Annotated in this window: 21 protein-coding genes; 15 read left to right on the forward strand and 6 right to left on the reverse strand. The window is 52.4% G+C overall.

What is annotated here, in order from left to right; all coding sequences use genetic code 11:
- The first annotated feature begins 8 nt into the window (after positions 1 to 8).
- A complete protein-coding gene (locus tag COO92_RS12235) occupies positions 9 to 1,073 on the forward strand; it encodes an osmoprotectant NAGGN system M42 family peptidase (protein WP_101302448.1) in 1,065 nt (354 codons plus the stop codon).
- Here the strand turns inward: COO92_RS12235 and COO92_RS12240 are convergent.
- On the reverse strand, positions 1,064 to 1,480 hold the full coding sequence (locus COO92_RS12240; protein WP_101302449.1) for an acyl-CoA thioesterase: 417 nt from the start codon (positions 1,478 to 1,480) through the stop codon (positions 1,064 to 1,066). The genes COO92_RS12235 and COO92_RS12240 overlap by 10 nt on opposite strands.
- Before the next feature lie 529 nt (positions 1,481 to 2,009).
- Between COO92_RS12240 and COO92_RS12245 the strand changes: the two genes are divergently transcribed.
- Genes COO92_RS12245 through COO92_RS12255 form a run of 3 tightly spaced genes read left to right on the forward strand, consistent with a single transcriptional unit; the run spans position 2,010 to position 5,996 of the window.
- Positions 2,010 to 3,371 (forward strand): NAD(P)-dependent oxidoreductase, encoded by a 1,362-nt coding sequence (locus COO92_RS12245; protein WP_101302450.1) that lies wholly within the window; start codon positions 2,010 to 2,012, stop codon positions 3,369 to 3,371.
- Between the two features lie 22 nt (positions 3,372 to 3,393).
- Positions 3,394 to 4,671 (forward strand): NAD-dependent dihydropyrimidine dehydrogenase subunit PreA, encoded by a 1,278-nt coding sequence (gene preA, locus COO92_RS12250; protein ID WP_101302451.1) that lies wholly within the window; start codon positions 3,394 to 3,396, stop codon positions 4,669 to 4,671.
- A gap of 47 nt (positions 4,672 to 4,718) precedes the next feature.
- Complete coding sequence (locus tag COO92_RS12255) at positions 4,719 to 5,996, forward strand: Zn-dependent hydrolase (protein ID WP_101302452.1); 1,278 nt, start codon at positions 4,719 to 4,721, stop codon at positions 5,994 to 5,996.
- A gap of 97 nt (positions 5,997 to 6,093) precedes the next feature.
- Here the strand turns inward: COO92_RS12255 and COO92_RS12260 are convergent, their stop codons facing one another.
- The 3 genes from COO92_RS12260 to COO92_RS12270 all read right to left on the reverse strand — a co-directional run bounded on the left by COO92_RS12260 (position 6,094) and on the right by COO92_RS12270 (position 9,476).
- Positions 6,094 to 7,605: an alkaline phosphatase D family protein gene (locus COO92_RS12260; protein ID WP_101302454.1), complete on the reverse strand. Its 1,512-nt coding sequence runs from the start codon at positions 7,603 to 7,605 to the stop codon at positions 6,094 to 6,096.
- A 191-nt stretch (positions 7,606 to 7,796) separates the two neighbouring features.
- Positions 7,797 to 8,501: a substrate-binding periplasmic protein gene (locus COO92_RS12265; RefSeq protein ID WP_240626420.1), complete on the reverse strand. Its 705-nt coding sequence runs from the start codon at positions 8,499 to 8,501 to the stop codon at positions 7,797 to 7,799.
- Positions 8,502 to 8,795: 294 nt separating this feature from the next.
- On the reverse strand, positions 8,796 to 9,476 hold the full coding sequence (locus COO92_RS12270; protein WP_101302455.1) for a TetR/AcrR family transcriptional regulator: 681 nt from the start codon (positions 9,474 to 9,476) through the stop codon (positions 8,796 to 8,798).
- A gap of 475 nt (positions 9,477 to 9,951) precedes the next feature.
- On the opposite strand from COO92_RS12270, the gene aptA reads away from it, so the two are divergent.
- The 7 genes from aptA to hydA all read left to right on the forward strand — a co-directional run bounded on the left by aptA (position 9,952) and on the right by hydA (position 18,144).
- Positions 9,952 to 11,283, forward strand: coding sequence for an omega-aminotransferase AptA (gene aptA / locus COO92_RS12275; RefSeq protein WP_101302457.1), 1,332 nt, complete (start codon positions 9,952 to 9,954; stop codon positions 11,281 to 11,283).
- Positions 11,284 to 11,536: 253 nt separating this feature from the next.
- Complete coding sequence (locus tag COO92_RS12280; RefSeq protein ID WP_022732186.1) at positions 11,537 to 12,403, forward strand: nitrilase-related carbon-nitrogen hydrolase; 867 nt, start codon at positions 11,537 to 11,539, stop codon at positions 12,401 to 12,403.
- Positions 12,404 to 12,616: 213 nt separating this feature from the next.
- The gene (locus COO92_RS12285; protein WP_028791527.1) at positions 12,617 to 13,408 is read left to right on the forward strand and encodes an ABC transporter ATP-binding protein; all 792 of its coding nucleotides are present in this window, start codon (positions 12,617 to 12,619) and stop codon (positions 13,406 to 13,408) included.
- Positions 13,398 to 14,327: an ABC transporter permease gene (locus COO92_RS12290; protein ID WP_101302618.1), complete on the forward strand. Its 930-nt coding sequence runs from the start codon at positions 13,398 to 13,400 to the stop codon at positions 14,325 to 14,327. The genes COO92_RS12285 and COO92_RS12290 overlap by 11 nt, the downstream gene beginning before the upstream one ends.
- Entirely contained in the window at positions 14,324 to 15,481 is a 1,158-nt protein-coding gene (locus COO92_RS12295) for an ABC transporter permease (protein WP_101302458.1), read from the forward strand. The genes COO92_RS12290 and COO92_RS12295 overlap by 4 nt, the downstream gene beginning before the upstream one ends.
- A gap of 62 nt (positions 15,482 to 15,543) precedes the next feature.
- The gene (locus tag COO92_RS12300; protein ID WP_101302460.1) at positions 15,544 to 16,530 is read left to right on the forward strand and encodes an ABC transporter substrate-binding protein; all 987 of its coding nucleotides are present in this window, start codon (positions 15,544 to 15,546) and stop codon (positions 16,528 to 16,530) included.
- A gap of 162 nt (positions 16,531 to 16,692) precedes the next feature.
- Positions 16,693 to 18,144 (forward strand): dihydropyrimidinase, encoded by a 1,452-nt coding sequence (hydA, locus tag COO92_RS12305; protein ID WP_101302461.1) that lies wholly within the window; start codon positions 16,693 to 16,695, stop codon positions 18,142 to 18,144.
- Between the two features lie 78 nt (positions 18,145 to 18,222).
- Here hydA and sugE read toward each other — a convergent pair whose 3' ends face one another.
- Positions 18,223 to 18,543: a quaternary ammonium compound efflux SMR transporter SugE gene (sugE, locus tag COO92_RS12310; protein WP_022732192.1), complete on the reverse strand. Its 321-nt coding sequence runs from the start codon at positions 18,541 to 18,543 to the stop codon at positions 18,223 to 18,225.
- 198 nt (positions 18,544 to 18,741) lie between these two features.
- Here sugE and mobA point away from each other — a divergent pair, with 198 nt between their 5' ends.
- From mobA to COO92_RS12325, 3 genes are all read left to right on the forward strand, one after another.
- Positions 18,742 to 19,389 carry a molybdenum cofactor guanylyltransferase MobA gene (gene mobA / locus COO92_RS12315; RefSeq protein WP_101302462.1) on the forward strand — a complete coding sequence of 216 codons (648 nt, stop codon included), beginning with the start codon at positions 18,742 to 18,744 and terminating at the stop codon, positions 19,387 to 19,389.
- 196 nt (positions 19,390 to 19,585) lie between these two features.
- Entirely contained in the window at positions 19,586 to 20,512 is a 927-nt protein-coding gene (locus COO92_RS12320; RefSeq protein WP_022732194.1) for an SPFH domain-containing protein, read from the forward strand.
- A gap of 21 nt (positions 20,513 to 20,533) precedes the next feature.
- Positions 20,534 to 21,004, forward strand: a complete 471-nt coding sequence (locus tag COO92_RS12325; RefSeq protein ID WP_101302464.1) for an NfeD family protein — start codon at positions 20,534 to 20,536, stop codon at positions 21,002 to 21,004.
- 102 nt (positions 21,005 to 21,106) lie between these two features.
- Here COO92_RS12325 and COO92_RS12330 read toward each other — a convergent pair whose 3' ends face one another.
- Positions 21,107 to 21,298 carry a hypothetical protein gene (locus tag COO92_RS12330; RefSeq protein ID WP_206186404.1) on the reverse strand — a complete coding sequence of 64 codons (192 nt, stop codon included), beginning with the start codon at positions 21,296 to 21,298 and terminating at the stop codon, positions 21,107 to 21,109.
- 696 nt (positions 21,299 to 21,994) lie between these two features.
- On the opposite strand from COO92_RS12330, the gene COO92_RS12335 reads away from it, so the two are divergent.
- Positions 21,995 to 23,455, forward strand: a complete 1,461-nt coding sequence (locus COO92_RS12335; protein WP_133125065.1) for an exopolysaccharide biosynthesis polyprenyl glycosylphosphotransferase — start codon at positions 21,995 to 21,997, stop codon at positions 23,453 to 23,455.
- The last annotated feature ends 555 nt before the right edge of the window (positions 23,456 to 24,010 follow it).

The raw sequence follows: 24,010 nt of genomic DNA on the forward strand, positions 1-24,010 counted from the left end.
CGATTATCATGACAGCTCCCCATATCGACCGCCAATATCTGAGTGCTGTTCTGGCGAAGCTTCTGACGATTGATAGTCCGACGGGCATGACCGACGGGGCGGTGGCATTTGTCTGCGATGAATTGCGCGACATGGGGATTGCGTTTGAACTGACCCGACGTGGTGCCATCCGGGCCGATTTGCCCGGCGCACGCAAAAGCCCGGATCGCGCGGTGGCGGTGCATCTTGATACCCTTGGTGCCATGGTCAAACAGATCAAGGATAATGGCCGGTTGGAAGTCACCATGATCGGCCATTGGTCGTCGCGCTTTGCCGAAGGTGCGCGGGTGACCGTTTATGCCGATGGCGGCAAGACGTTCCGGGGTACGATCCTGACCATCAAGGCATCGGGGCATACCTATAACACCGAAATTGAAAGCCAGCCGGTAACGTGGGAACAGCTTGAACTGCGTCTGGATGCCCGCATAGCCAATGGTGATGACGTGCGTGCCCTTGGCATTCATGTCGGCGATATGGTGGCAATTGATACCAATGCCGAATTTACCGACAGCGGCTTTGTCGTGTCGCGCCATCTTGACGACAAGGCCGGGGTGGCCGCCGTGCTTGCGGCTGTGCGTGCCGTGGTTAACGGGCAGGCGTCCTTGCCGGTTGAGTGCCATATCCTGTTTACCATTGCCGAGGAAGTCGGCCTTGGCGCACCCCATATCCTGCACGATGATATTGCCGAACTGGTCGCGGTTGATAACGGCACCTTTGCGCCGGGCCAGAACACCAGCGAGTTTGGTGTGACCATTGCGATGAAGGATATGTCAGGGCCGTTTGACCGCAAGCTAAACCGTCATTTACTGGATCTATGTGAAACAAACGGCATCGAGCATTCCCGCGATGTGTTTAAATTCTATCGCAGTGACGTCGCATCTGCGCTTGAAGCCGGGTACGACACACGGGCGTCCCTTATTTGTTTTGGGCTGGATGCATCGCACGGGCATGAACGTGCCCATATCGACAGTTTTGTCGCGGTGGGTGAACTTCTGGTGGCCTATTTGCAAAGCCCGCCGATTGATCAGGTCTGATCGTCGGCCTTGGGATCAAGCGGGCGGGGCTGGCCATGTTCGTCAAGGGCGACAAAGGTAAACACCCCTTCGGTGACTTTCTGGGACGTTTCTTCAAATCGCGTTTGACGCCAGGCTTCGACATTGATGCGAAGCGACGTGCGGCCCACATGGGTGATGTCGGTAAAAATTGACACTTCATCCCCGACATGGACGGGGCGCAGGAACGACATACTATCAACAAACACGGTCGCGGTACGCCCCTTGGCGCGCCGGGCGGCGGTTGTTCCGGCCGCAAGGTCCATTTGTGACATCAGCCAACCGCCAAATATATCCCCTGACGGGTTGGTGTCGGCAGGCATGGCAACGGCACGGACCGACGGTTGCCGGTCGGGCGGGGTGTGCGTTGCATCATCTTGGTGTGTCATTAAAGCGTTCCGAAGTGGGCATAACCAATATGACGTTACTGTAATTGATCGCGTGATAGCCAGTAAAAATATCGCCAAATCAGCAGACTGACCCAACTTGGGCAGGCTGTTTGTTGTGTGGATCGAACGGTGTCGATCGCCGGTTTTTGGGGAAATTTCAGGTGTTTTCGGGGTCAAACAAGAATTCGCATTTTTAATCTTGACCAAATGATCAGGATTGGACATGCTGTATCTGTCAGAGAGAGGCATCTGCACGCGTACTCAACCGGGGATAAACCCGAAAACATAAAGACGCGGCAGATCAAATACTGGGAAACAGTCCGGCGAATGCCGGACGGATACGCCAAGAATGTCCGTACGTGAAGATCAACAGTTGGTCGGGCCCGCCCGTCCGCGTAACGCCATAAATCCATTCTGATCCCGATTTTGGGGGCATCATTTTGGCTGTTGGTCGATCCGTATTTGCATTCTTGTTTTGTCTCTCGATGACGTCAGGAGAGGACGCCTTTTAGGCAGGGAGACAAAACACATGACCATCTTGCAGGCCAAGCAAGCCCAGAAATCCGGTGCGAACCACAGTGTTGCAGACAGCCACACCGATGACGGTTTTTCCGATCTGCATCCGGCATATTCCACCCTACAGGCCATGGCAGAAAGCAATCGCTGCCTGTATTGCTATGACGCGCCATGTGTCACCGCATGCCCGACATCAATCGATATTCCAAGCTTCATCCGCAAAATCAGCACAGCCAATCCCGACGGTGCGGCCAAAACCATTTTGTCGGCCAACATCATGGGCGGCACCTGTGCCCGTGCATGCCCGACCGAGGTTCTGTGTGAAGAAGCCTGCGTACGCAATGTCGCCGAAGATACCGCCGTTGAAATCGGAAGCCTGCAACGTTTTGCCGTTGATCATTTAATGGCGCGCGATCTGCCCCATCCGTTCAAACGTGCGCCTGAAACCGGCAAACAGATTGCCATTATCGGTGCTGGTCCCGCCGGACTATCGTGTGCGCACCGGGCCGCCATGCTGGGCCACGATGTGACGGTGTTTGAAGCCAAGGCAAAGCCGGGCGGCCTTAATGAATATGGTTTGGCTGCCTATAAGATGACCGATGATTTCGCCCAGCGCGAAGTTGAATTCTTGCTCGGTATTGGTGGTATTCGCATTGAATACGGCAAGGCGCTTGGCAGGGATATCAACCTTCAGGCACTCAAAGATTCCTATGACGCCGTGTTTGTCGGTGTCGGTCTTGGATCGACCAATAATCTTGGGCTTAAGGGCGAAGAATTCCCCGGCGTGGATGACGCGATCAAATTCATCGAGCAATTGCGTCAGACCGAACCGAAATCCGATATGCCGGTTGGCAACAACGTGATCGTTATTGGCGGGGGCAATACCGCCATTGATGCCGCGGTTCAGGCAAAGCGTCTTGGTGCTGGCGAAGTCACCCTTGTGTATCGTCGCGGGCCTGAAAACATGTCGGCGACCGAGTTTGAACAGGATCTGGCGAAAACCAACGGTGTTGTTGTGCGATATTGGGCAAAGCCCGTCGCGATCAAGGCCAATGGCAAGTTGATGGGCATGTCGTTTGAAAAAACCGAGCTTGATGCCAGTGGCAAGCTGGTGGGTACGGGTGAAACATTCGACGTTCCCGCCGATCAGATTTTAAAAGCCATCGGGCAAAAAATCAAACCCGATGACCTTGCCGGGATGGAAATCACCGGTGGTAAAATCATCGTCGATGACACCTATCAAACGACCGCGCCCGGCGTCTTTGCCGGTGGGGATTGCATCAAAAGTGGCGAAGACCTGACCGTTCAATCGGTCGAGGACGGCAAACAGGCCGCCATCGCCATTGATGCATTTTTGAAAACCACCAGCGCATAACGCCAGCACAGGGAGAGAGAACATGGCTGATCTAAGCTGTAAAATTGCCGGGATCGATTCACTAAACCCGTTCTGGCTGGCATCCGCACCGCCGACGGATAAGAAATACAACGTCGTGCGTGCCTTTGAAGCAGGCTGGGGCGGGGTTGTCTGGAAAACCCTTGGCATTGATCCGCCGGTGATCAACGTATCGTCGCGCTATGGCGCGCATCATGATCAAAACCGCCGTCTTTTGGGCATTAACAACATCGAACTGATTTCCGACCGCCCGTTGGCGGTGAACCTTCAGGAAATCCGTGAATGTCGCAAAGAATACCCCGATCACGTCATCATCGGATCAATGATGGCCCCGATTGAGGAACGTGTGTGGAAGGACCTTGCCCAGCAGATCGCCGAAAGCGGGGTGCACGGGATTGAGCTTAACCTTGGTTGCCCGCACGGCATGTGCGAACGCGGCATGGGCTCGGCCATCGGGCAGGTGCCCGAAATGGTCGAACAGGTCACCCGCTGGGTCAAGGATGCCGTTGATATTCCGGTCTTTACCAAACTGACGCCAAACATCACCAACATCCTGTGGTCGGCCGAGGCCGCCTATAAGGGCGGGGCGGATGCGGTGTCGTTGATTAACACTGTTAACTCGATCATTTCGGTCGATATCGACAACATGATCCCCGAGCCGGTTGTTGATGGCAAAGGGACGCATGGTGGTTATTGCGGGTCGGCGGTTAAACCGATTGCGCTGAATATGATTGCCGAAATTGCCCGCACACCGGAAACCAAGAACCTTGAGATTTCCGGCATTGGCGGCATCACCACCTGGAAAGATGCGGTTGAATTCATGGCGCTTGGGTCCAACGCGGTTCAGGTCTGTACTGCTGCGATGATCTATGGCTTCCGCGTTGTGGATGACCTGATTGACGGCATGAGCCAGTGGATGGACGACAAGGGCTATACCAGTGTCGAACAGTTCACCCGGGCCGCCGTCCCGCAGGTTGCTGACTGGAACGAGCTTAACATGAACTACGATACCAAGGCGGTGATCAACACCGACAATTGTATCGAATGTGGCCGGTGCCATATCGCGTGCGAAGACACATCCCATCAGGCGATTACCATGACCGACAAGCCCGAAGGCGGGCGCGTGTTTGAGGTGGTCGACGAGGAATGTGTTGGCTGTAACCTGTGTTACCACATTTGCCCGGTCCCTGATTGTATCACCATGGAGCCAGTCAAAACCGACAAGCCACCGATGACATGGCCCGAACATCCGCTTAACCCGATGCGGGCCGCGGCGGAATAATCCATCAGGCCACCAGCTCCACGTGACTAAGCAAGAAGGACTAGATAATGACCGTTCAACCCAGTGTACGTAACCTGTCGATTGATGGTGATCGCCTTTGGGATAGCCTGATGGAAATGGCCAAGATCGGCAAAACAGCAAAGGACGGCGTGTGCCGTCTGGCGCTGACCGATCTGGACCGGGAAAGCCGTGATTTGTTCATCAAATGGTGCGAAGCCGAAGGCTGCTCGATCCGTGTTGATCAGATGGGCAATATCTTTGCCCGTCGCGAAGGCAAAAATCCCGATCTGCCGCCGGTTGTCATCGGAAGCCACCTTGATAGCCAGCCCACGGGCGGGAAATATGACGGTGTGTATGGCGTGTTGTCAGGGCTTGAGGTGATCCGGACCCTCAATGAAGCCAAATACGAAACCGAAGCCCCGATTGAAGTTGTGTCATGGACCAACGAAGAAGGATCGCGCTTCGCGCCGGCGATGGTATCGTCAGGCGTCTTTGCCAAGGTCTTTGATCTTGAATACGGGCATGGCCGGGCTGATGTCGATGGCAAAACCATGGGCGAGGAACTTAAACGCATCGGCTATTTGGGGCCGGATGAACCGACCATTGATGCCCATCCGATGGGGGCCTATTTCGAAGCCCATATCGAACAGGGTCCGATCCTTGAAGACGAAGGCAAGGACATTGGCATAGTCACCGATGCCCAAGGCCAGCGCTGGTACGAAATCAAATTCACCGGTGTCGAGGCCCACGCCGGACCGACCCCGATGAAAACCCGCAAAGATGCTTTGCTGGGGGCGGCACGGGTTGTTGATCTGGTTAATAAAATCGGTCTGGACCGGTCGCCTTTGGCCTGTGCGACGGTGGGGATGATGCAAATCCATCCCAATTCACGCAACGTCATTCCCGGCGAGGTTTCCTTTACGGTCGATTTCCGTCACCCCGATGATGCGGTACTGTCAGACATGGACAAGGCCCTGCGCGAAGGTGTGGAAAAAATAGCCAAAGACATCGGGCTTGAAAGCGCATTGGACAATATTTTCTATTACGCGCCGATCCCGTTTGATGCGTCCTGTGTTGATGCGGTGCGTAAGGGGGCCGAACTTGGTGGTTTCTCGGCGCGGGAAATCGTATCGGGGGCGGGGCACGATGCGTGCTACTTGGCCCAGGTGTGCCCAACCGCGATGATCTTTATCCCGTGTGTCGATGGTATTTCCCATAACGAAATCGAAGAAGTCCACAAACACTGGTCCGATGCCGGTGGGCAGGTTCTTTTAAGTGCGGTTTTGGCCAAGGCCGATGAAACGGTGATGGCAAAATCCGACTGAGTTTCGGACGGACAATAACGGGACGGCTGACCATGCAGCTGTCCTTGCGGGCGGGCCGGTTATCCGGTTCGCCCGTTTTCTATTCCAGTCATGACAATCAAACGGGGAATTCGTTTTCCACCGGATGGATGACCTTGGTAAAGGGTTCGTCTTCGTTTTCGGCAATCCAGTGCGCCCAATAGCGCGGGCGAGCCCGGCTTGTATCGGGTTCAAGGCTGAGGAAATTGCGGGCGCCAACAAACTTGGTGTTGGTGCCGGGGAATGTGCCCATCCGCGATATGATCGACGGATCGATTTCCTTTTCGTTATCAAGCAAATGAGTCAGGGCAAACAGCACCATCTTGCCCGGTGCCGGATGGACAATTGCCGAAGAAATCAGCTGATTGATCACCCGCGTCTGACCAATGTATTCGGTCCGGTTGTTTTCAAGCATGCCAAAGGCCGCGACATGCACATCGCCCGACAGGATCGTCACGCGGATGCCGGTTTCCTGAATTTTAAACAGGCGATGGACCATGCGGCTGCGTTCGCCCTTATGGCTTCGGCTGCTCCAATGGTCTTGGAGATCATCTTCAAGTTCCTGTTGGCCGGGTACGGCACCCAGCAAGGTTTCAAGCACATTAAAGTCGGGATAGACGACCGGGATGCTCGACATCACAAACAGATGGTCGATGTTTTCAAGCTTTGAGAGCCAGTCATATATCTTGTCCCAGTGATCGGGCGATAAGACCTGTCTTTGGGTGCGTTCGGACCGCATATCAACAGACAGGATCGCTGTACTGCCGACAATGTGCCCAACCGAAAATCCATGATCAGGGGCCAGATAGAAGGCAGGTTTTTCGGTTTCGGGGGACAGGTGTTGCTGAAACACGCCAAAGGCATGGGTGGCGATTTTGCCGATGCCCTGAAACACATCGCAATTCTGGCGTTCGGGCGGATAGGAGCCCCAGCCATCGAAAATATCATGATCATCCCACATCGAAATTGCCGGAACGGTCGCCATCATTTGCGCGACTTCGGGCTGGGCCCAGCGTTCGGTATAAAGATCGAAATAGAATCTTTCGAGTTGGCTTTCCATCGGTTTGGTAAAGGTTGCCTTGTTGGCCTTGGCATTGGGTAAGGCGTTCCATGTCTTGATACTTGGCACCACTTCCCAAACGGAATCGGCATAGACCTGATCCCCGCCCAAAAGCATCAGATGATAGGGGGCTTGATCATGACGCCCGGCCATCTCAAGCCACATCTTGTTTTTAACATCGACCCCCTTCATCACCTTTTGCGATGAAAACCCGTTGCACGACGCATAGGACATGTTTGGTGCATGGTCGCGGGACGGTAGATGAATATCATAATAGGTGTCCGGTGCCGGACTGTATGTCAGCGTGGTCGGTGTATCTGCAAGCGGCGCTTCAAAGGAAAAACTGTACGCCGCCCGGTCGCCAAGCTGCCAAAGGAGGGTCGCGCTGGCGGTGGGGACTTGGACATCGCCGGTAAAGGAAATATCGCCGGGTGGCCCGTTTTTGGTCACCATCAATGCAGTGAGTTTCCAGCGGTTTGTTGCTGCGTCATAACCGCGAAATGACAGTACCGGTCCCATCAGGATTTTCATCGTGCCCGCCCCTTTGTTTTGACTTTATGCCCGCTTTGGGGCGCCAATATATTGCAATTTAAAGTGGATTTGAACGCCCGTTATAAAGCTATTTCTCGGTGGCGGCGGCAAATTTGGAAATTTGGACAAGGGGGACCCAATGATGAATGGGCAGTGCCGAAATAATATCATCTGAAGGAACGTGTAATGCGTTAGCTGTCTGAGGGCGTCTCGTTCATAACGCCGCGAAGGTGGACGGTTGTCCATCTTTCAAGCGTACCGTCTTCTTTCAACCTTTTGATCAGCAGATTAATTTCGGCAATATGCTGTGCGCAGGGACTTTGGCGCGAAAACATCAGCAAAACTTCGTTGCGGGCAAGTGGGGGCTCTGCCGGTTCAATTACGTCCTCAAGATGGTTTTTATACAGGTTAGTCAAGCCATCATAGCGGCCCAGCATCACATAATCGGCACGGCCATTGATAAGAACATCGAAAATTCTGTTTCCTGTCGGGGAATAGATCATATCAAGGCTGGTTTCGGCGTAATGATCGATGTAATCGCCATAACTTCCACCTTGCGGACGTGCCCCGCGATAGCCGATCAAATCGTAAATATTGTTCATTGGAAAACGGTTCTGACGGTGCTGGAAAACCATGACATCGTCAAAGGCGAATGGCGCACTATAGGAGTAAATACGGTTGCGTTCCTTGGTGAAATAGGCACCGGCAATGACGTCAATCTCACCCTTTTCGAGCATTTGAATTGATCGTGACCAGGGAATATCAAGCATGAGGTCAAGGTGAATGCCATGTTGCGCGGCATAGTCATCAAGGATGTCGATGGCAAGGCCCAACTGCCGGCCATTCTCGTCGATATAGGTGATCGGTTCCCAGCCTTCAGCACCGCCAACAGACATGGTTTCACATCCCTGCATCGCAACAGAATGTGTCGCTTGATTATTGGGTGCGTCAGGTTCGTCGGCAATCGCGCTGCTGATCGACAAAATACTCCCGGCGCCAATAAATAAGGCACCAACAAATAAAGCAGCGTCAAAAAAGCCAACCGCACCTGATCGCGGGGGCGTGCACACCATTTCTGACCTCGGCAGAAGTTATATCAACATCTGCTGCTATAGGTTTGTTCCGCGGGTGGGGCTTGCAACTATCCATAAGTGGGGGCAGGACGCGCATTCAAGCCGATCTTTGATGTCTTATCCGTTCAGTCCAACGCCTTTGAGGATAATGCGCACGACATTTTCCTTGGCCTCGGCGAATTGGGTTTCGCTCAGTGGCTGATCATTATTGAAAATCTCGATCTGGGCCCCGAAATCGGCGTAATGCTGGGTGGTGGCAAAGATCATATACATCAGTGAGTAGGGCTCAATGTGGTCCATCTTGCCCTCGGCAATCCAGCCGCGAATGACGACAACGCGGCTATCAAGCCAGTTTTTCACCGTGGTCGAGATGTAATCAGACGAGAATTTTGCCCCACGAATGATTTCATGCGCCCAAAGCCGCGAGCCATAGGGCCGGGCGCGCGATAAATCCATCTTGGCTTCGATGTATCCGCGCAAGATGATGGCCGGATCGGCACTGTTGTCGAACGTCATGGCCGCTTCAAGCCAGTGATCACAGACATCTTCCATAATCCGGCGATATAGTGCTTCTTTGGTGCTGAAATAATAGTGCACATTTGCCTTGGGGACGTTGGCAACTTCGGCAATCAATGCGGTGGTGGCCCCCTTAAAGCCGTAATCAGCAAAAACCTTCTCGGCGGCAGCAAGAATTTGCTCTTCGTTTTCCTGGCGAATGGCGGCTTTGTGTGCCCCATTTTGCGCCGGTTTTACCGCTGTCTTGCTGTCTGTTTTTGAGCCGGTTTTAAGTGGGGTCATTCATGCTCTCTGATTTGCGTCATTTATCTTGACCGTTTGGTCAGGTTAAAATAACCTCTACCTTAAATATGCAAAAGAAACTTTTTTATGCGCGTCATGTTTTGGGGACCCGAAAAAGGGTTCCAGAGTCGGTTTTGTCCGAAATATCGAACACTCCCGATGAAAGATAAACAGAAAAAAGGCGCCGTAAACAAAAATCAGGGTTCCTAAAATGGCATTTGACGGTCGAAAATTCGAAACAATTCCCCGGTGGTGTTAAAGCTCTAGTGCATGGGCGTGTCTCATGCTAACGATTTTTGCGTGTCCGTATGCCGGACAACCCCAAATTAAAAATGTTCGACATTTCGGTCACTGCGTTGGTCTTTGGGCTGGATGAAAAACATACGTTTGGATGAAGAAGTCAGGTATCGGCGATTGGGGAAAGTCCCCCGACCGATATCAGGGAAGCAATGCGAAAAGGTACGGGAGACCTTTTATGACAGCCACCACGAAAATCAGCCGGCCGAATGATCTTTCGGCATTCTGGATGCCGTTTACGGCCAACCGCCAGTTCAAGCAGACCCCGCGTATGCTGGTCGCGGCCGAAGGCATGTATTACACAACCGATGACAACCGCCAGATCCTTGACGGGACGGCGGGTCTTTGGTGCTGCAACGCTGGCCACAAACGTCCGAAAATTGTCGAAGCGGTCAAGGCGCAGATGGACGAGCTGGATTATGCACCAGCCTTCCAGATGGGCCACCCCAAGGCGTTTGAGCTTGCCAATCGTTTGGCACAGATCATGCCGGGGAACCTTAATCATGTGTTCTATACCAACTCTGGTTCGGAATCGGTTGAGACCGCCCTTAAAATCGCCCTTGCCTATCACCGTGCACGCGGCGACGGCCAGCGCACCCGCCTGATCGGGCGTGAGCGCGGCTATCATGGTGTGAACTTTGGCGGCATTTCGGTGGGTGGTATTTCGGGCAACCGTAAGACATTCGGCCAGATGCTGGGTGGTGTTGACCATATCCGCCACACATACCTTCCAGAAGAAAACGGCGTGACGCGCGGCATGCCAGAACATGGGGCCTTTTTGGCCGATGATCTGGAACGCATTTGCGCACTGCATGATCCATCAACCATTGCGGCCGTGATTGTCGAGCCGGTTGCAGGCTCCACCGGCGTTTTGATCCCGCCAAAGGGATATCTTGAACGCCTGCGTGAAATTTGCACCAAACACGGCATCCTTCTGATCTTTGATGAAGTCATCACTGGTTTCGGTCGCCTTGGTGCGCCGTTTGCGGTGGATTATTTCGGTGTTCAGCCTGATCTGGTGACAACGGCCAAGGGCCTTACCAACGGCACCATCCCGATGGGGGCAGTGTTTGCCACCGATGATATTCATGATGCCTTCATGACCGGCCCGGAAAACATGATCGAGCTGTTCCATGGCTACACCTATTCGGGCAATCCTGTTGCCTGTGCGGCGGCCATGGCAACGCTTGAGACCTATGAAGAAGACGGTCTGTATGAAAAGGGCAAGGAACTTGGCCAGTATTGGGAAGATGCGGTGCATAGCCTGATCGACCTGCCATTGGTCAAGGATGTCCGTAACCTTGGCCTCATTGGTGCGATTGAGCTTGAAGGGATCGAAGGATTCCCGACCAAGCGGGCCTTTAACGCGTTCCTGAAGGCGTTTGAAAAAGGCATCCTGATCCGCACCACCGGGGATATCATTGCGCTGTCGCCGCCGCTGATTATTGAAAAATCACACATTGATCAGCTGTTTGGCACGCTGCGCGAAGTGCTTAAAGAAATCGACTAAGTCGGTCGTTGACCTATGTCCCTTGCCCGGATCGGGCAGGGGACAAAAGCCCGGTCTGCTGATTGCAAAAACGACAGCAGATCGGCGCATGATGAGGAAACATCTGTTTCGCGATTTTTCTGATCTCGTCCCGACTGGGAAATAGACCCGCATAAAAACAAGGGGTCTTTGGGGCGCGATTGGACATAAGTCCGAAGATCGGCATAAGCCGGCAAAAGGACATTAAAATATCAGATCAAGGAGGTTATCTCGGATGTCAAAGCTGAGAGGCGGCCTGATTCAAATGAGCCTGAAAGGTTCAACCGATCAGACCCCCGAAGAAATCCGCAAAGCCATGATCGAGGCACATCTGCCCTATATCGAAGAGGCGGGTAAAAAAGGTGTGCAGGTCCTGTGTTTTCAGGAAGTTTTCACCCAGCCCTATTTCTGTCCCAGTCAGGACAAGAAATGGTATGCGGCGGCGGAAAAGATCCCCGATGGCCCAACCACGCAATTGATGTGTGAGTTGGCGGCCAAATACAAAATGGTGATTGTTGTTCCGATCTATGAGGAAGACATCACCGGGGTCTATTACAATACCGCTGCGGTGATTGACGCCGATGGCACCTATCTTGGTAAATACCGCAAGACCCATATCCCCCATGTCGCCGGTTTCTGGGAAAAATTCTTTTTCAAACCCGGTGCGTCAAACTGGCCGGTGTTTGAAACCCAGTATTGCAAGCTTGGCGTTTACATTTGCTATGACCGCCACTTCCCCGAAGGCTGGCGTGCGCTGGCCTTAAATGGGGCGGAATATATCGTCAATCCATCGGCCACCGTTGCCGGGGTTTCGGAATATATCTGGAAACTCGAACAGCCCGCATCTGCCGTTGCCAATGGCTGCTTTATCGGGGCGATCAACCGGGTTGGCCGCGAACAGCCCTGGGATATTGGCGAGTTCTATGGACAAAGCTATTTCGTCAATCCGCGCGGCGAAATCGAAGCACAGGCATCGCGTGAGAATGACGAACTTCTGGTCCATGACATGGACATGTCGATGGTGCGTGAAATTCGCAATAACTGGCAGTTCTTCCGTGATCGTCGTCCATCGACCTATACCCGACTGACAGACGGAAATTGACATTGAATACCGGCGAACGGGGAAACCCGCTCGCCGTTTTGCTTTGACCGACATATGGGGCAATGACCCCGAAATTCCGGCAAAGTTCAGGGCAACGTCCCTGAGGGAGGCTTCCATCGAGTGTGCCAAAAGAAACTCTTTTGGTTCCGAGAGAGACATACGATCAGGGGACACCCCATGACGCTAAAACAAGTTGTCGATAACGTTGCCGCGATGCCCGCATCGAAAAAAGCCGTTGTTGATATCAAAGATTTATCGCTGACTTTTCAAACCGCTGATGGCCCGGTTTACGCGCTGTCAGAAGTTGACCTTACGATTGAAGAAGGCGATTTCGTATCGTTCATTGGTCCGTCGGGCTGTGGCAAAACAACGCTTTTGCGCGTGATTGCCGATCTGGAAAAAGCCACCGGCGGTGAAATTTCGATCAATGGCGTCTCGCCCGAGGCAGCCCGCGAAGCGCGCGCATATGGCTATGTGTTTCAGGCGCCGGCATTGTTGCCGTGGCGCTCCATTGAACGCAATGTGACCTTGCCGCTTGAGATCATGGACCTGTCCAAGGAAGAACGCATCAAACGCGCCCATGACGCGCTCAAGCTTGTCGAACTCAACGGGTTTGAAAAGAAATTCCCATGGCAGCTTTCAGGTGGGATGCAGCAACGCGCCTCCATTGCGCGTGCGTTATCCTTTGATGCTGATTTGCTATTGATGGATGAGCCGTTCGGCGCGCTGGATGAAATTGTCCGCGATCATTTGAACGAACAGCTTTTGAAACTGTGGGCGCGGACCAACAAGACGGTGGCCTTTGTCACCCACTCCATCCCCGAGGCGGTCTATCTTTCAAGCAAGATTGTCGTGATGTCACCGCGCCCGGGGCGGATCATTGATGTGATCGAAACCAAATTCCCCAAGGACCGAACACTCGATATTCGCGAAACGCCGGAATTCCTTGAGATTGCCCATCGGGTACGCGAAGGACTGCGCGCGGGGCATGGCCATGACGAGTAACACCGCAACCCTGTCTGGATCAGTTGGAGGACCGTCGCTTTGGACCCGGATGATGTCGGGGCACAGCGGGCCGGTCTGTGTTGTTCTGCTGGCCCTGTTGGTTCTTTGGTACGTCGGTGCGGTTTTCATGAATGCGCCGACCCAGATCGACCGATATGACCGGGCGGATCAAACATGGACGACCAGTCAGCTGATTGAAGATACGCTGGCACAGGAACGTCCAATCCTGCCTGCGCCGCATCAAGTCGTCGAGGAGATGTATAAATCCATCTTTGCGATCAAGATCACGTCAAAGCGGTCCTTGGTCTATCATAGTTGGGTCACGCTTTCGTCGACACTTCTGGGGTTTAGCATCGGAACCTTGCTGGGCATTGTTTTGGCGGTGGGGATTGTCCATGTCATGACGCTGGAAAAAAGCCTGATGCCGTGGGTGATTTCATCACAAACCATCCCGATCCTTGCCATTGCGCCGATGGTCATCGTTGTACTGGGTGCGATCGGGATCAAGGGGCTGGTGCCAAAGGCGATTATTTCGACCTATCTTTGTTTTTTCCCGGTCACGATCAGCATGGTTAAAGGCCTTCGATCCCCGCAGGTGATCCAGCTTGATCTGATGCGGACCTATAACGCATCAAAATGGCAGACATTCTGGCAACTGCGGTTGCCATCCGCCATGCCGTACCTGTTTGCGAGCCTGAAGGTTGCGATTGCGATCAGTCTGGTCGGCGCGATTATTGGCGAATTGCCAACGGGTGCGCAAGCTGGCCTTGGCGCACGACTTCTTGCCGGGTCGTATTATGGCCAAACCATTCAAATCTGGTCAGCCCTTTTCACCGCAGCTTTTTTGGCCGCGATGATGGTGGTGATTGTTGGCTGGTGTGAACGGCGTGTTCTCGTCCGGATGGGGGTAAGCGCATGACACAGGTAAAGCTTGATAAATTCTGCCTTGTTGGTGCCGTTGCTGCCCTGTTGGCCCTGATTTTCCCGCTGGCGGGCATTGATGGTGACACGGGTAAACAGGTTGCCTTTGTCGGTGATATTCCCGGTCTTGCCAGTGCGATGGCGCTGTGCGTGATTGCCGGGGCGGCGTTTACCTGGATTGGGGTATGCACCATATTGCATGCTGGAATCCTTCTGGCGGTGGCGGTGTTTGGCGCCTGGCAGGCGATTGATGCGCTATATGATTACGGTGTGGCGGGCTATGCCAGCACTGGGTTCTGGCTGTTTATCATTTCGCTTTGGGCGTTTGTCTGGCGCGCGATTGATGTGATCGCCAATTACCACAGCCTTGAAACCGTCAAACAGCAATCGGCCAATATTATTGTGCCCATCGCGTTTGGCGTCTGGTTGCTGTTTGTCTGGGAAGTTGTTGTGTCGGGCTTTGGTGTGCCGCAGGTCTTGCTGCCGCCGCCCAGCATGATCGGGGTACGTTTCGTTTCTTCGACCGACACCATGATGGCCGATTTCTACCAGACTTTTGTTAAGGCAGCACTCAGTGGCTATGTCATGGGCTGCGGATCTGCGTTTCTGGTCGCGATTGCAGTGGACCGTGTGCCGTTCCTTAAACGCGGGCTTTTGCCGCTGGGCAATATGGTTTCGGCCTTGCCGATCATTGGGGTCGCGCCGATCATGGTGATGTGGTTTGGCTTTGACTGGCAATCGAAGGCCGCAGTCATTGTGATCATGACGTTTTTCCCGATGCTGGTGAATACGGTGACCGGGTTGAATGCGGCGGGCAAACTGGAAAAGGACCTGATGGCGACCTATGCGTCGGGCTATTGGTCGACGCTTTTCCGTCTGCGGTTGCCGGCGGCCATGCCGTTTGTTTTCAACGCACTTAAAATCAATTCCACGCTTGCGCTGATTGGTGCAATCGTCGCCGAATTTTTCGGCACCCCGATTGTTGGTATGGGCTTTCGCATCTCGACCGAGGTGGGCCGCATGAATATCGACATGGTCTGGGCGGAAATCGCACTGGCGGCCCTTGCGGGGACCGCCTTCTACGGGGCCGTTGCGTATGTTGAGAGAAAAGCAACGTCATGGCATCCGTCTTTTAGGGTACGTCGCCATTAAAGGCACAATCAAAGACGACCCACCGGGAGGACTTGACGATAACCTTGAGGAGACATCGACGAATGAAGAAATTATTGGCGACTGCACTAGGGTTGAGTTTCGGTTTGACATCGCTTTCGGCGATGGCAGCAGATGACGTAACCCTGCAGCTTAAATGGGTTACGCAGGCTCAGTTTGCCGGCTATTACGTGGCACTTGATAAAGGCTTCTACGAAGACGCCGATCTGAACGTTACCATCAATCCGGGCGGCCCGGATGTGGCCCCGCCTCAGGTCATTGCGGGCGGTGGTGCGGATGTGATTGTTGACTGGATGCCATCGGCATTGGCGTCACGTGAAAAAGGCGTTCCGCTGGTCAATATCGCACAGCCATTTGCCAAATCGGGCATGATGCTGACCTGCCTGAAAGAAACCGGCGTTGAAAGCCCGGACGATTTCCCGGGCCGGACCCTTGGCGTCTGGTTCTTTGGCAATGAATATCCGTTCCTAAGCTGGATGTCGAAACTTGGCATTCCGACCGATGGCAGCGACAAGGGTGTTACCGTCCTTAAACAGGGCTTTAACGTTGATCCGCTGATCCAGAAACAGGCCGATTGCATTTCGACCATGACCTATAACGAATACTGGCAGGTGATTGATGCCGGTATTTCAGCCGATGACCTGAAGGTCTTCAAATACGAAGATCAGGGTGTTGCGACCCTTGAAGACGGTCTTTATGTGCTTGAGGACAACCTCAAGGATCCGGCATTTGTCGATAAAATGGCGCGCTTCGTCGATGCCAGCATGAAAGGCTGGATGTGGGCGAAAGAAAACCCGCAAGACGCGGCCATGATCGTTCTTGATAACGATATGACCGGTGCCCAGACCGAAAAACATCAGGTCCGCATGATGACCGAAGTTGCCAAACTGCTTGGTGATAGCGGTGCATTGGACGAAGCGGCCTATCAGCGGACCGTCGATAGCCTGCTGTCGGGTGGTTCTGATCCGGTGATTACCAAAAAACCGGAAGGTGCCTGGACCCATGCCGTAACCGATAAATCGGCAATGTAATCGGTTCTTGAACCGCGACTTTAAACCGTCCGGCGGACATCGGTTCGCCGGACGGGTTTACCTTCCGAAAATGCTTATCGTGATGCCCCGACATAGTTGGGGAAACAGACGGAATGCCGGGCTGCCCGCACCTTTCCGCAAGAGACAGACAAGGAGCCACCCATGTCCATGGTTATTCGTGGCGGAACCATTGTTACCGCCGATCTGACATATAAATCTGACATTCTGGTCGAAGACGGCAAGATCGCCGCGATCGGGGACAATCTGACCGGTGACAAGGTGATTGACGCCGACGGTTGCTATGTCATGCCCGGCGGGATTGATCCGCACACCCACATGGAAATGCCCTTTATGGGCACCTATTCCGAAGACGATTTTGAAAGTGGTACCAAGGCGGCTGTTGCCGGTGGCACGACCATGGTGGTCGATTTCTGTTTGCCTGCCCCGAACCAGTCGCTGCTTGAAGCGCTTCAGGCGTGGGATAACAAATCATCCAAAGCCGTTTGTGATTATTCCTTCCATATGGCGGTGACCTGGTGGAGCGAGCAGGTCTTTGACGAAATGAAAATCGTCGTCGAGGAAAAGGGCATCAACACCTTTAAGCACTTCATGGCTTATAAGGGCGCGCTTATGGTCGATGATGATGAAATGTTTGCATCCTTCCAGCGCTGTTCCGAACTGGGGGCAATGCCACTGGTTCATGCCGAAAACGGCGATGTGGTCGCGACCTTGCAGCAAAAGCTGCTGGCCGAAGGCAATAACGGGCCCGAGGCGCACGCCTATTCCCGCCCCGTGGATGTCGAAGGCGAAGCATGTAACCGTGCGATCATGATTGCCGATATGGCCAATGTGCCGCTTTATATCGTGCATGTGTCGTGCGAACCGGCTCACGAGGCCATCCGTCGTGCGCGTCAGAACGGCAAACGTGTGTTTGGCGAACCGCTGATCCAGCATCTTGTTTTGGATGACAGCGAATATAAAAACACCGATTGGGATCACGCCGCACGCCGGGTTATGTCCCCGCCATTCCGCAGCAAGGAACATCAGGACGGTCTTTGGAACGGTCTGGCATCGGGCAGCCTTCAGGTGGTGGCAACCGACCACTGCGCGTTCACGACGGAACAGAAACGCATGGGCGTTGGTGATTTCACCAAAATCCCGAACGGGACGGGTGGTCTTGAAGACCGCATGCCGCTTCTTTGGTCGCGCGGTGTGAATACCGGTCGTTTGACCATGAATGAATTCGTGGCCGTCACATCGACCAACATTGCCAAGATTTTGAATGTCTATCCGCGTAAGGGGGCGATCCTTGTCGGGGCGGATGCGGACCTTGTGGTTTGGGATCCGAAGGTTTCAAAAACCATTACGGCGAAACACCAGCAATCGGCAATTGATTACAATGTGTTTGAAGGCATCGAAGTCACCGGTCTTCCGCGCTACACCATCAGCCGTGGCCGCATCGCGGCCGAAGAAGGCGTTGTTGTTGCCAAATGTGGGGATGGCGAGTTTGTCCGTCGTGATGCTTACCCGGCAGTCAATAAGGCGCTTTCAAAGTGGAAAGAGCTGACCTCACCGCGCAAAGTCGAACGAAAAGGCATTCCAGCGGGCGTCTAAGGTTCGTTCAGATATCGCACGACAAACGGGGCAGTCATCGGCTGCCCCGTTTTGCATTCTGCGCTGTGTTTGGGGCTGTTAGCTTGGGCTAAACAGTTTCAGCATCACAATCCCGCCAAGGATCATGCAAATTGCGATCAAACGGCCAATATTTGCCGCTTCGCCCAGCATGACGATGCCAAAAATCACCGCACCAACCGCCCCGATGCCGGTCCAGATGGCATAAGCCGTGCCCAGCGGAATGGTCCGCATGGCAAGTGCGAGCAGCCAGAAACTCCCCGCCATGGTGACAAGGGTAAAAATGGTCGGGACGGGTTTGGTGAAACCTTCGGAATATTTCAGGCCAGATGCCCAGCAAACTTCCAAAACACCGGCAATGATCAATGCAATCCAGGCCATCGGCGGCCTCCTTTAAAAAAGGGGCCGTCCCCGTTGCTCTGATACCGAAAACCGGTCGTCCGGTTTTCTGGGTGCCTTACGCGCGCAAGGTCACCATTGTGCTAACAGGATTTATAGGCGACAAATCACCGGTGGGCAATTGTCTGATTGGCAATGGCGCTATGCCACTTTGTCATTACTCTGAGCATTCTGGGCGACATGACGAGATCATCTGATACCCGTGCCATACCAAAGACCGCCGCCCTGATCCTTGCGGGCGGCGAAGGGCGGCGCATGGGCGGTAATAAACCGTTTCGCGAAGTGGGCGGCATGACATTGCTGGCGCGCGTGATCAAAGCAGCACGGACCCAATGCGATCATGTGATGATTTCGTCAAACGAAGATACCGCGATCTTTGCCGAAAATGACGTGCCCGTGGTGCGGGATCTTCCCAAAGCCGGGCAGGGACCGTTGGGCGGCGTTCTGGGCGGGCTGGATGCGTTGCCGGGCGACATTGACTGGCTTGTGAGTTTTCCAGTCGATTGCCCGATTGTGCCCGATGATATGGTCGCGCAGCTGTTGAACGGTGCCCGAAATGCAGACGTCAAAGCCGCCTTTGCCAGTCACGCGGATCGGGATCATTATCTTTCAAGCATCTGGCATCGCGGCAGTGCGCCGGTTATTGCAAGGCAGCTTGCCGACGATAACCGCCGCGTTGGGGCGGCCTTGCGGGTGATGGATGCAGCAAAGGTTACGTTTCCTGTTTCCGACGGGGTACTTGAGCCCTTTACCAATGTTAATTCGCCAGAGGATTTGAACGCACTTCATAAAATGCTGTCTGGCTTTGTCGGCGGCAAGGGGGGCTAACCCTTCCCCCGGACGGCATTTGGGTGATGTTCTAGAAAATCAAAGTTCGAACAATATTATTGCACACCAAATGCAGGTTGCAGGTATGATTGGACTTGTTCATTTCTGGTGGTTCTCGTTTGGCTATGTTTTGCGCCGATCTGGCCACCTAAACACCGAATCTTCGTTATCAGATTCGACATTCTAAGGGCTAAAGATGCAATCGACGTTTGCAATATTCTCGCTCGCCTTTGTTGTGCTGGCAGTCGTTCTGACTTTCATGAGTGTCAAGATCGTGCCGCAGGGCTACGAAGTTACCGTCGAAAGACTGGGGCGCTATTTGCGCACGCTTGATCCCGGTATGCACGTTCTGGTCCCGATTATTGATCGGCTCGGACAGCGTATGAGCCTGATGGAACGGGTGCTCGACATTCCCAGTCAGGAAGTCATTTCCAAGGATAATGCGTCCGTTGCGGTTGATGGTGTCGTCTTCATCCGGGTGACCACCACCAAAGATGCGGCCTATAAAGTCGAACGGCTTGATTATGCGGTTCAGAATTTGGCAATGACCAATTTGCGCAGTGTGCTCGGCTCGATGGAACTCGACGAGATGCTGTCAAACCGCGAAAAGATCAGCCTGTTGCTTTTGGCAGTTCTTGACGAAGCGACAAGCGATTGGGGTGTTAAAATCACCCGGGTTGAGATCAAGGACGTCAATCCGCCAGAAGATCTGACCGATGCCATGAACCGTCAGATGAAGGCAGAACGTGAGAAGCGCGCGCTTATCCTTGAAGCGGACGGTGAACGTGAAGCCAACATCAAACGCGCCGAAGGTGAAAAATCGGCTGCCATTCTGGCCGCCGAAGGCCGCATGGCCGCTGCCGAGCTGGATGCACGGGCCCGTGAACGTACGGCCGAGGCAGAAGCCAAAGCAACCGAAACGGTGTCCAAAGCCATCCGCGAAGGCGATGTTCAGGCGATCAATTACTTTGTTGCTCAGAAATATGTTGAGTCACTGGGCCAAATTGCATCAAGCCCCAATAGTAAACTTGTCTTCATGCCCCTTGATGCGTCAGGTGTCGTTGGATCGATTGGCGGTGTTGCCGAGTTGATCAAAACGATTTCGCAGACGGATAAAAGCTAACGTGACCTTGGGATCGCTGTAATGGATTTGTTTGCTGATCTGAGTATCGAGTTTTGGCATTGGTGGATTTTGGCCTGCCTGATGCTCGTGCTTGAAATGGTGTTGCCCGGGATCATTTTCTTGTGGCTGTCCGTTGCGGCGGCGGCCGTGGGATTTGTCGTTTTGTTGGTTCCCGACATTTCGGTGGAACTGCAACTGATTGCGTTTGGCGTGTTTAGTGTGCTGTCGTTCGTGATCGGACGGCGGTTCTTTCGTCCCGGGATTTCCGGTGCGAACGAGCAAGATGTCAGTAGTGCCAGTTCTTCTCTGGTTGGTAAAACAACGGTCCTGACCGAAAAAACCACCAATGGCCGTGTGCGCCAAAGTGTCTATGGTTCAAGCTGGATCCTGAAATCAGAAGAAGACCTTGCCAAAGGACAGAAAGTCCGTGTGTGCGGCATCGAAGGCAGTACGCTTCTTATCGAGGCGGTCAAAGCCGACGCGCCAAGCTAGGGTCTGAACCCATTTCAAGCATTCAATTGGGTTCAGACCCTAGTCGCGTTTCTGGTAAATTAAAGGCTCCGATCTTGGGTGGGCGGGGCCTTCTTGATTTGGTTAGTTGACCGAACAGGCGCGCCACGGTGTCCAAGGCTTATAGCCGTCAAAGAACCGGGCCAGGAACTGATCAACCCGTTCGCGGTTGGCTGCGCGCTCCGTCGGTTCAAGGTCCTTATCATACTTCGAGCAGTTATTTTCGACCGCATCGATAAGGGACTTGGCTTCCTCGGTCAGAAACCACTTTGGCATGCGTAAATCAGCAGGATAAATCATCTTATCAAGATTAAGTCATAGCTCTTTTGCCATCAAGAAGGCGCAGCCGGTGGTCCTGATAAAGTCAGCACCACCGGTAACAATAACCTTTATGTCATTCCTTTTATTTTAGACGTATCAAGGGTTGCCAATACGCAAAGACTACACCGCTGTCTCCAATTTGGCTCCGATTTGTTAAATAATATGATCAGTCCATGCCTCATCTCATTTAGGCCTTAGGTGTAGGAAATTTCCGTAAGTTTGACTGCGCAATCGATAACGACTGCGTTATTATCTGTCGCAGCAAAACTTCAACGTTTGATGTGAACCGTCAGTGAGGTGGCAATGGCAATTGGGCTTTTGGTTGATGCAAGCCAGGTTGGAATGAGAAGAGGCAGATGTGTTTTAAGAAGGAAATTTTGCATAAAATAAAAAATATTGAATTTCTCTAACAATTTCAAATGGTGTTTGCTGTGTGTTAAAGAAGGTCTGTTACAGAGAATTTGAATTTTTATCTTTCCTTTTGGACAATATTTGTTTTTTTGTGTACCTCAGCTTTTATGAATGTGGATCACGTTGGGCTTTCGTCTTCTGTCTGAAGTCATTCCCTGAATGGATATGTTTATCAATATAACTGCATGATAAAATTCATTTTTATATTTAATTAGTAATTATCGTGCGTAGAGGTTTGAAGTGAGAGATAAATTAAAAAGAGGTGATGTCGAATATGTATACGGAAGAAATAGATTATTTGTTCGAGATGTGATGTCGATAGGAGATGTAATTGTTTTGTTTGTATCGGCATCAATTTCATCTTTTTTTCGGTTTGATAGTTTCATTATTCCCGAATTTTTGTATTTTCCCCTATGTTTTGTTTCGTTATTTTACATTGCATTTATGGTTATAATGCAAGCCTATACAAAGCTGGACTTGAGTTTCCTTAGGTTTGGTATTGTTCGACTGACAATATCATTGATATCTGCGTATGCCGTCTTCCTATCTCTATCTTATTTTACAAAATCGTCAGGTGACATTTCCCGGTTGTGGTTTGCGTATAATTTTGTTGCTTGCCTTGTTCTTTTTACATCATATCGATTGGTTTTTGGGTATGTTTTATATAAAACTGGCACCATCAAGAAGTTGCGTCCGGCATTTTCTGTTATCTATAGCAAGTCATACAGGAATGTGATGGATGCAATTACTGCGGCGACAGATACACATCGTATCAATGTATTGAAATGCATTGAATTGCCGGATTTAAAGGCTGATAGTCATTTTGAAGATCAACTTGAAGCTGAGATAGCTTTACTTCGCAAGTCCGTACCAGATGTGCTGATTCTCGCGCTTTCCAAAGAAGATCGCAGCAGGTTTTCAGCTTTTCTCCCCTTAATTTCCGCTATGCCATCAGAAATATTGGAATTTTCTACCCTAACGACAGATAACCTGAAATCTGAAAGAGGCACGATAAATATGAGTTCTGGACAACCAACTGAATGGGTCGTTGTCGCTGGATTGCCTCTTGTTCGAAGTGCAGAGCAACCTCTTTCTGGACGAGGGTGGTGGATCAAGAGACTTGAAGATATTATTTTGGGGGCGTTTTTAATCGTTCTGTTTTCGCCTGTTATGTTTGTTGCAGCCGTTGGGGTTAAGCTTTCAAGCCCTGGACCAATCCTCTATCGTCAACTGCGTCATGGCTTCAACGGTAAGGACATCCAAGTCCTTAAATTCCGGTCAATGTATACGGAATGTTGTGATCCCGTCACCTCAGGAGAGCTATCTCAAGTAAAAAGGGGGGATCCCCGCGTAACCCGATTTGGTTTGTTTCTTCGGCGCACAAGTTTGGACGAGTTGCCCCAACTTTTCAATGTCTTGAACGGGGAAATGTCACTTGTTGGACCTCGTCCACATGCGACTAATCAATATGCGCTTTACCAGGGAAAGGTTGATACCTATTTCTCGAGACATCGTGTCCGCCCAGGGATCACAGGGTGGGCGCAAGTTAATGGTTGGCGTGGAGAAACAGATACTGACGAAAAAATTCGGCAGAGGATTGCATGTGACCTTTACTACATACGGCATTGGTCAATCTGGTTTGATATCCGTATTCTGTTTTTGACTCTACTGTCGGGATTCGCGAATAAAAACGCTTTTTGATATTTTCTCTAATGGTTTGGGCGCAATAAATCGTTCATGCCGTTCCAGTTTGAAGTGGCATCCCTGTATCATGTTTCAACCCATTGGTCTCGAACCTTGCTTTTCAAGCACGGCCTTTGGATATGTTGAACTTGGAGAAGGCCTGTCAAACGGTGGATGGCGGGGCTGCGGTTTTGGGAAAAACCGGACCAGAAACGGGCGATGGAATATACAGTTTCCAAGAAATGTCTTGAGAGTTCCGGGATGTTTACGGTGTGCCCGGGAGTTCTCTGATAATATCTGAAAGGACACGTTCCGGAAATGTTTGATATTTGCAAACGTTCTGTTGAGCATGGTGAGGTAGATGGGGCGTTTTCCGTCCCGGTCCTAAGTGAAACAGGGAATATAAAGTATCGACCTGCTGCCGCAGCAGCAGGGGGCGGTTGTGACGGGATCACATTTCTCTTCGCTAGGGTCGGGAAAGCATAATCTTGGAAGGTCGGTCTTTCGGCATTCCGTCTATGCGATGCTCTGTGGGTTGGACCATTTGAGATATAACCTGAAAAAATATGGCCG

Source organism: Thalassospira lohafexi, assembly GCF_002844275.1.
Taxonomy (GTDB): domain Bacteria; phylum Pseudomonadota; class Alphaproteobacteria; order Rhodospirillales; family Thalassospiraceae; genus Thalassospira; species Thalassospira lohafexi.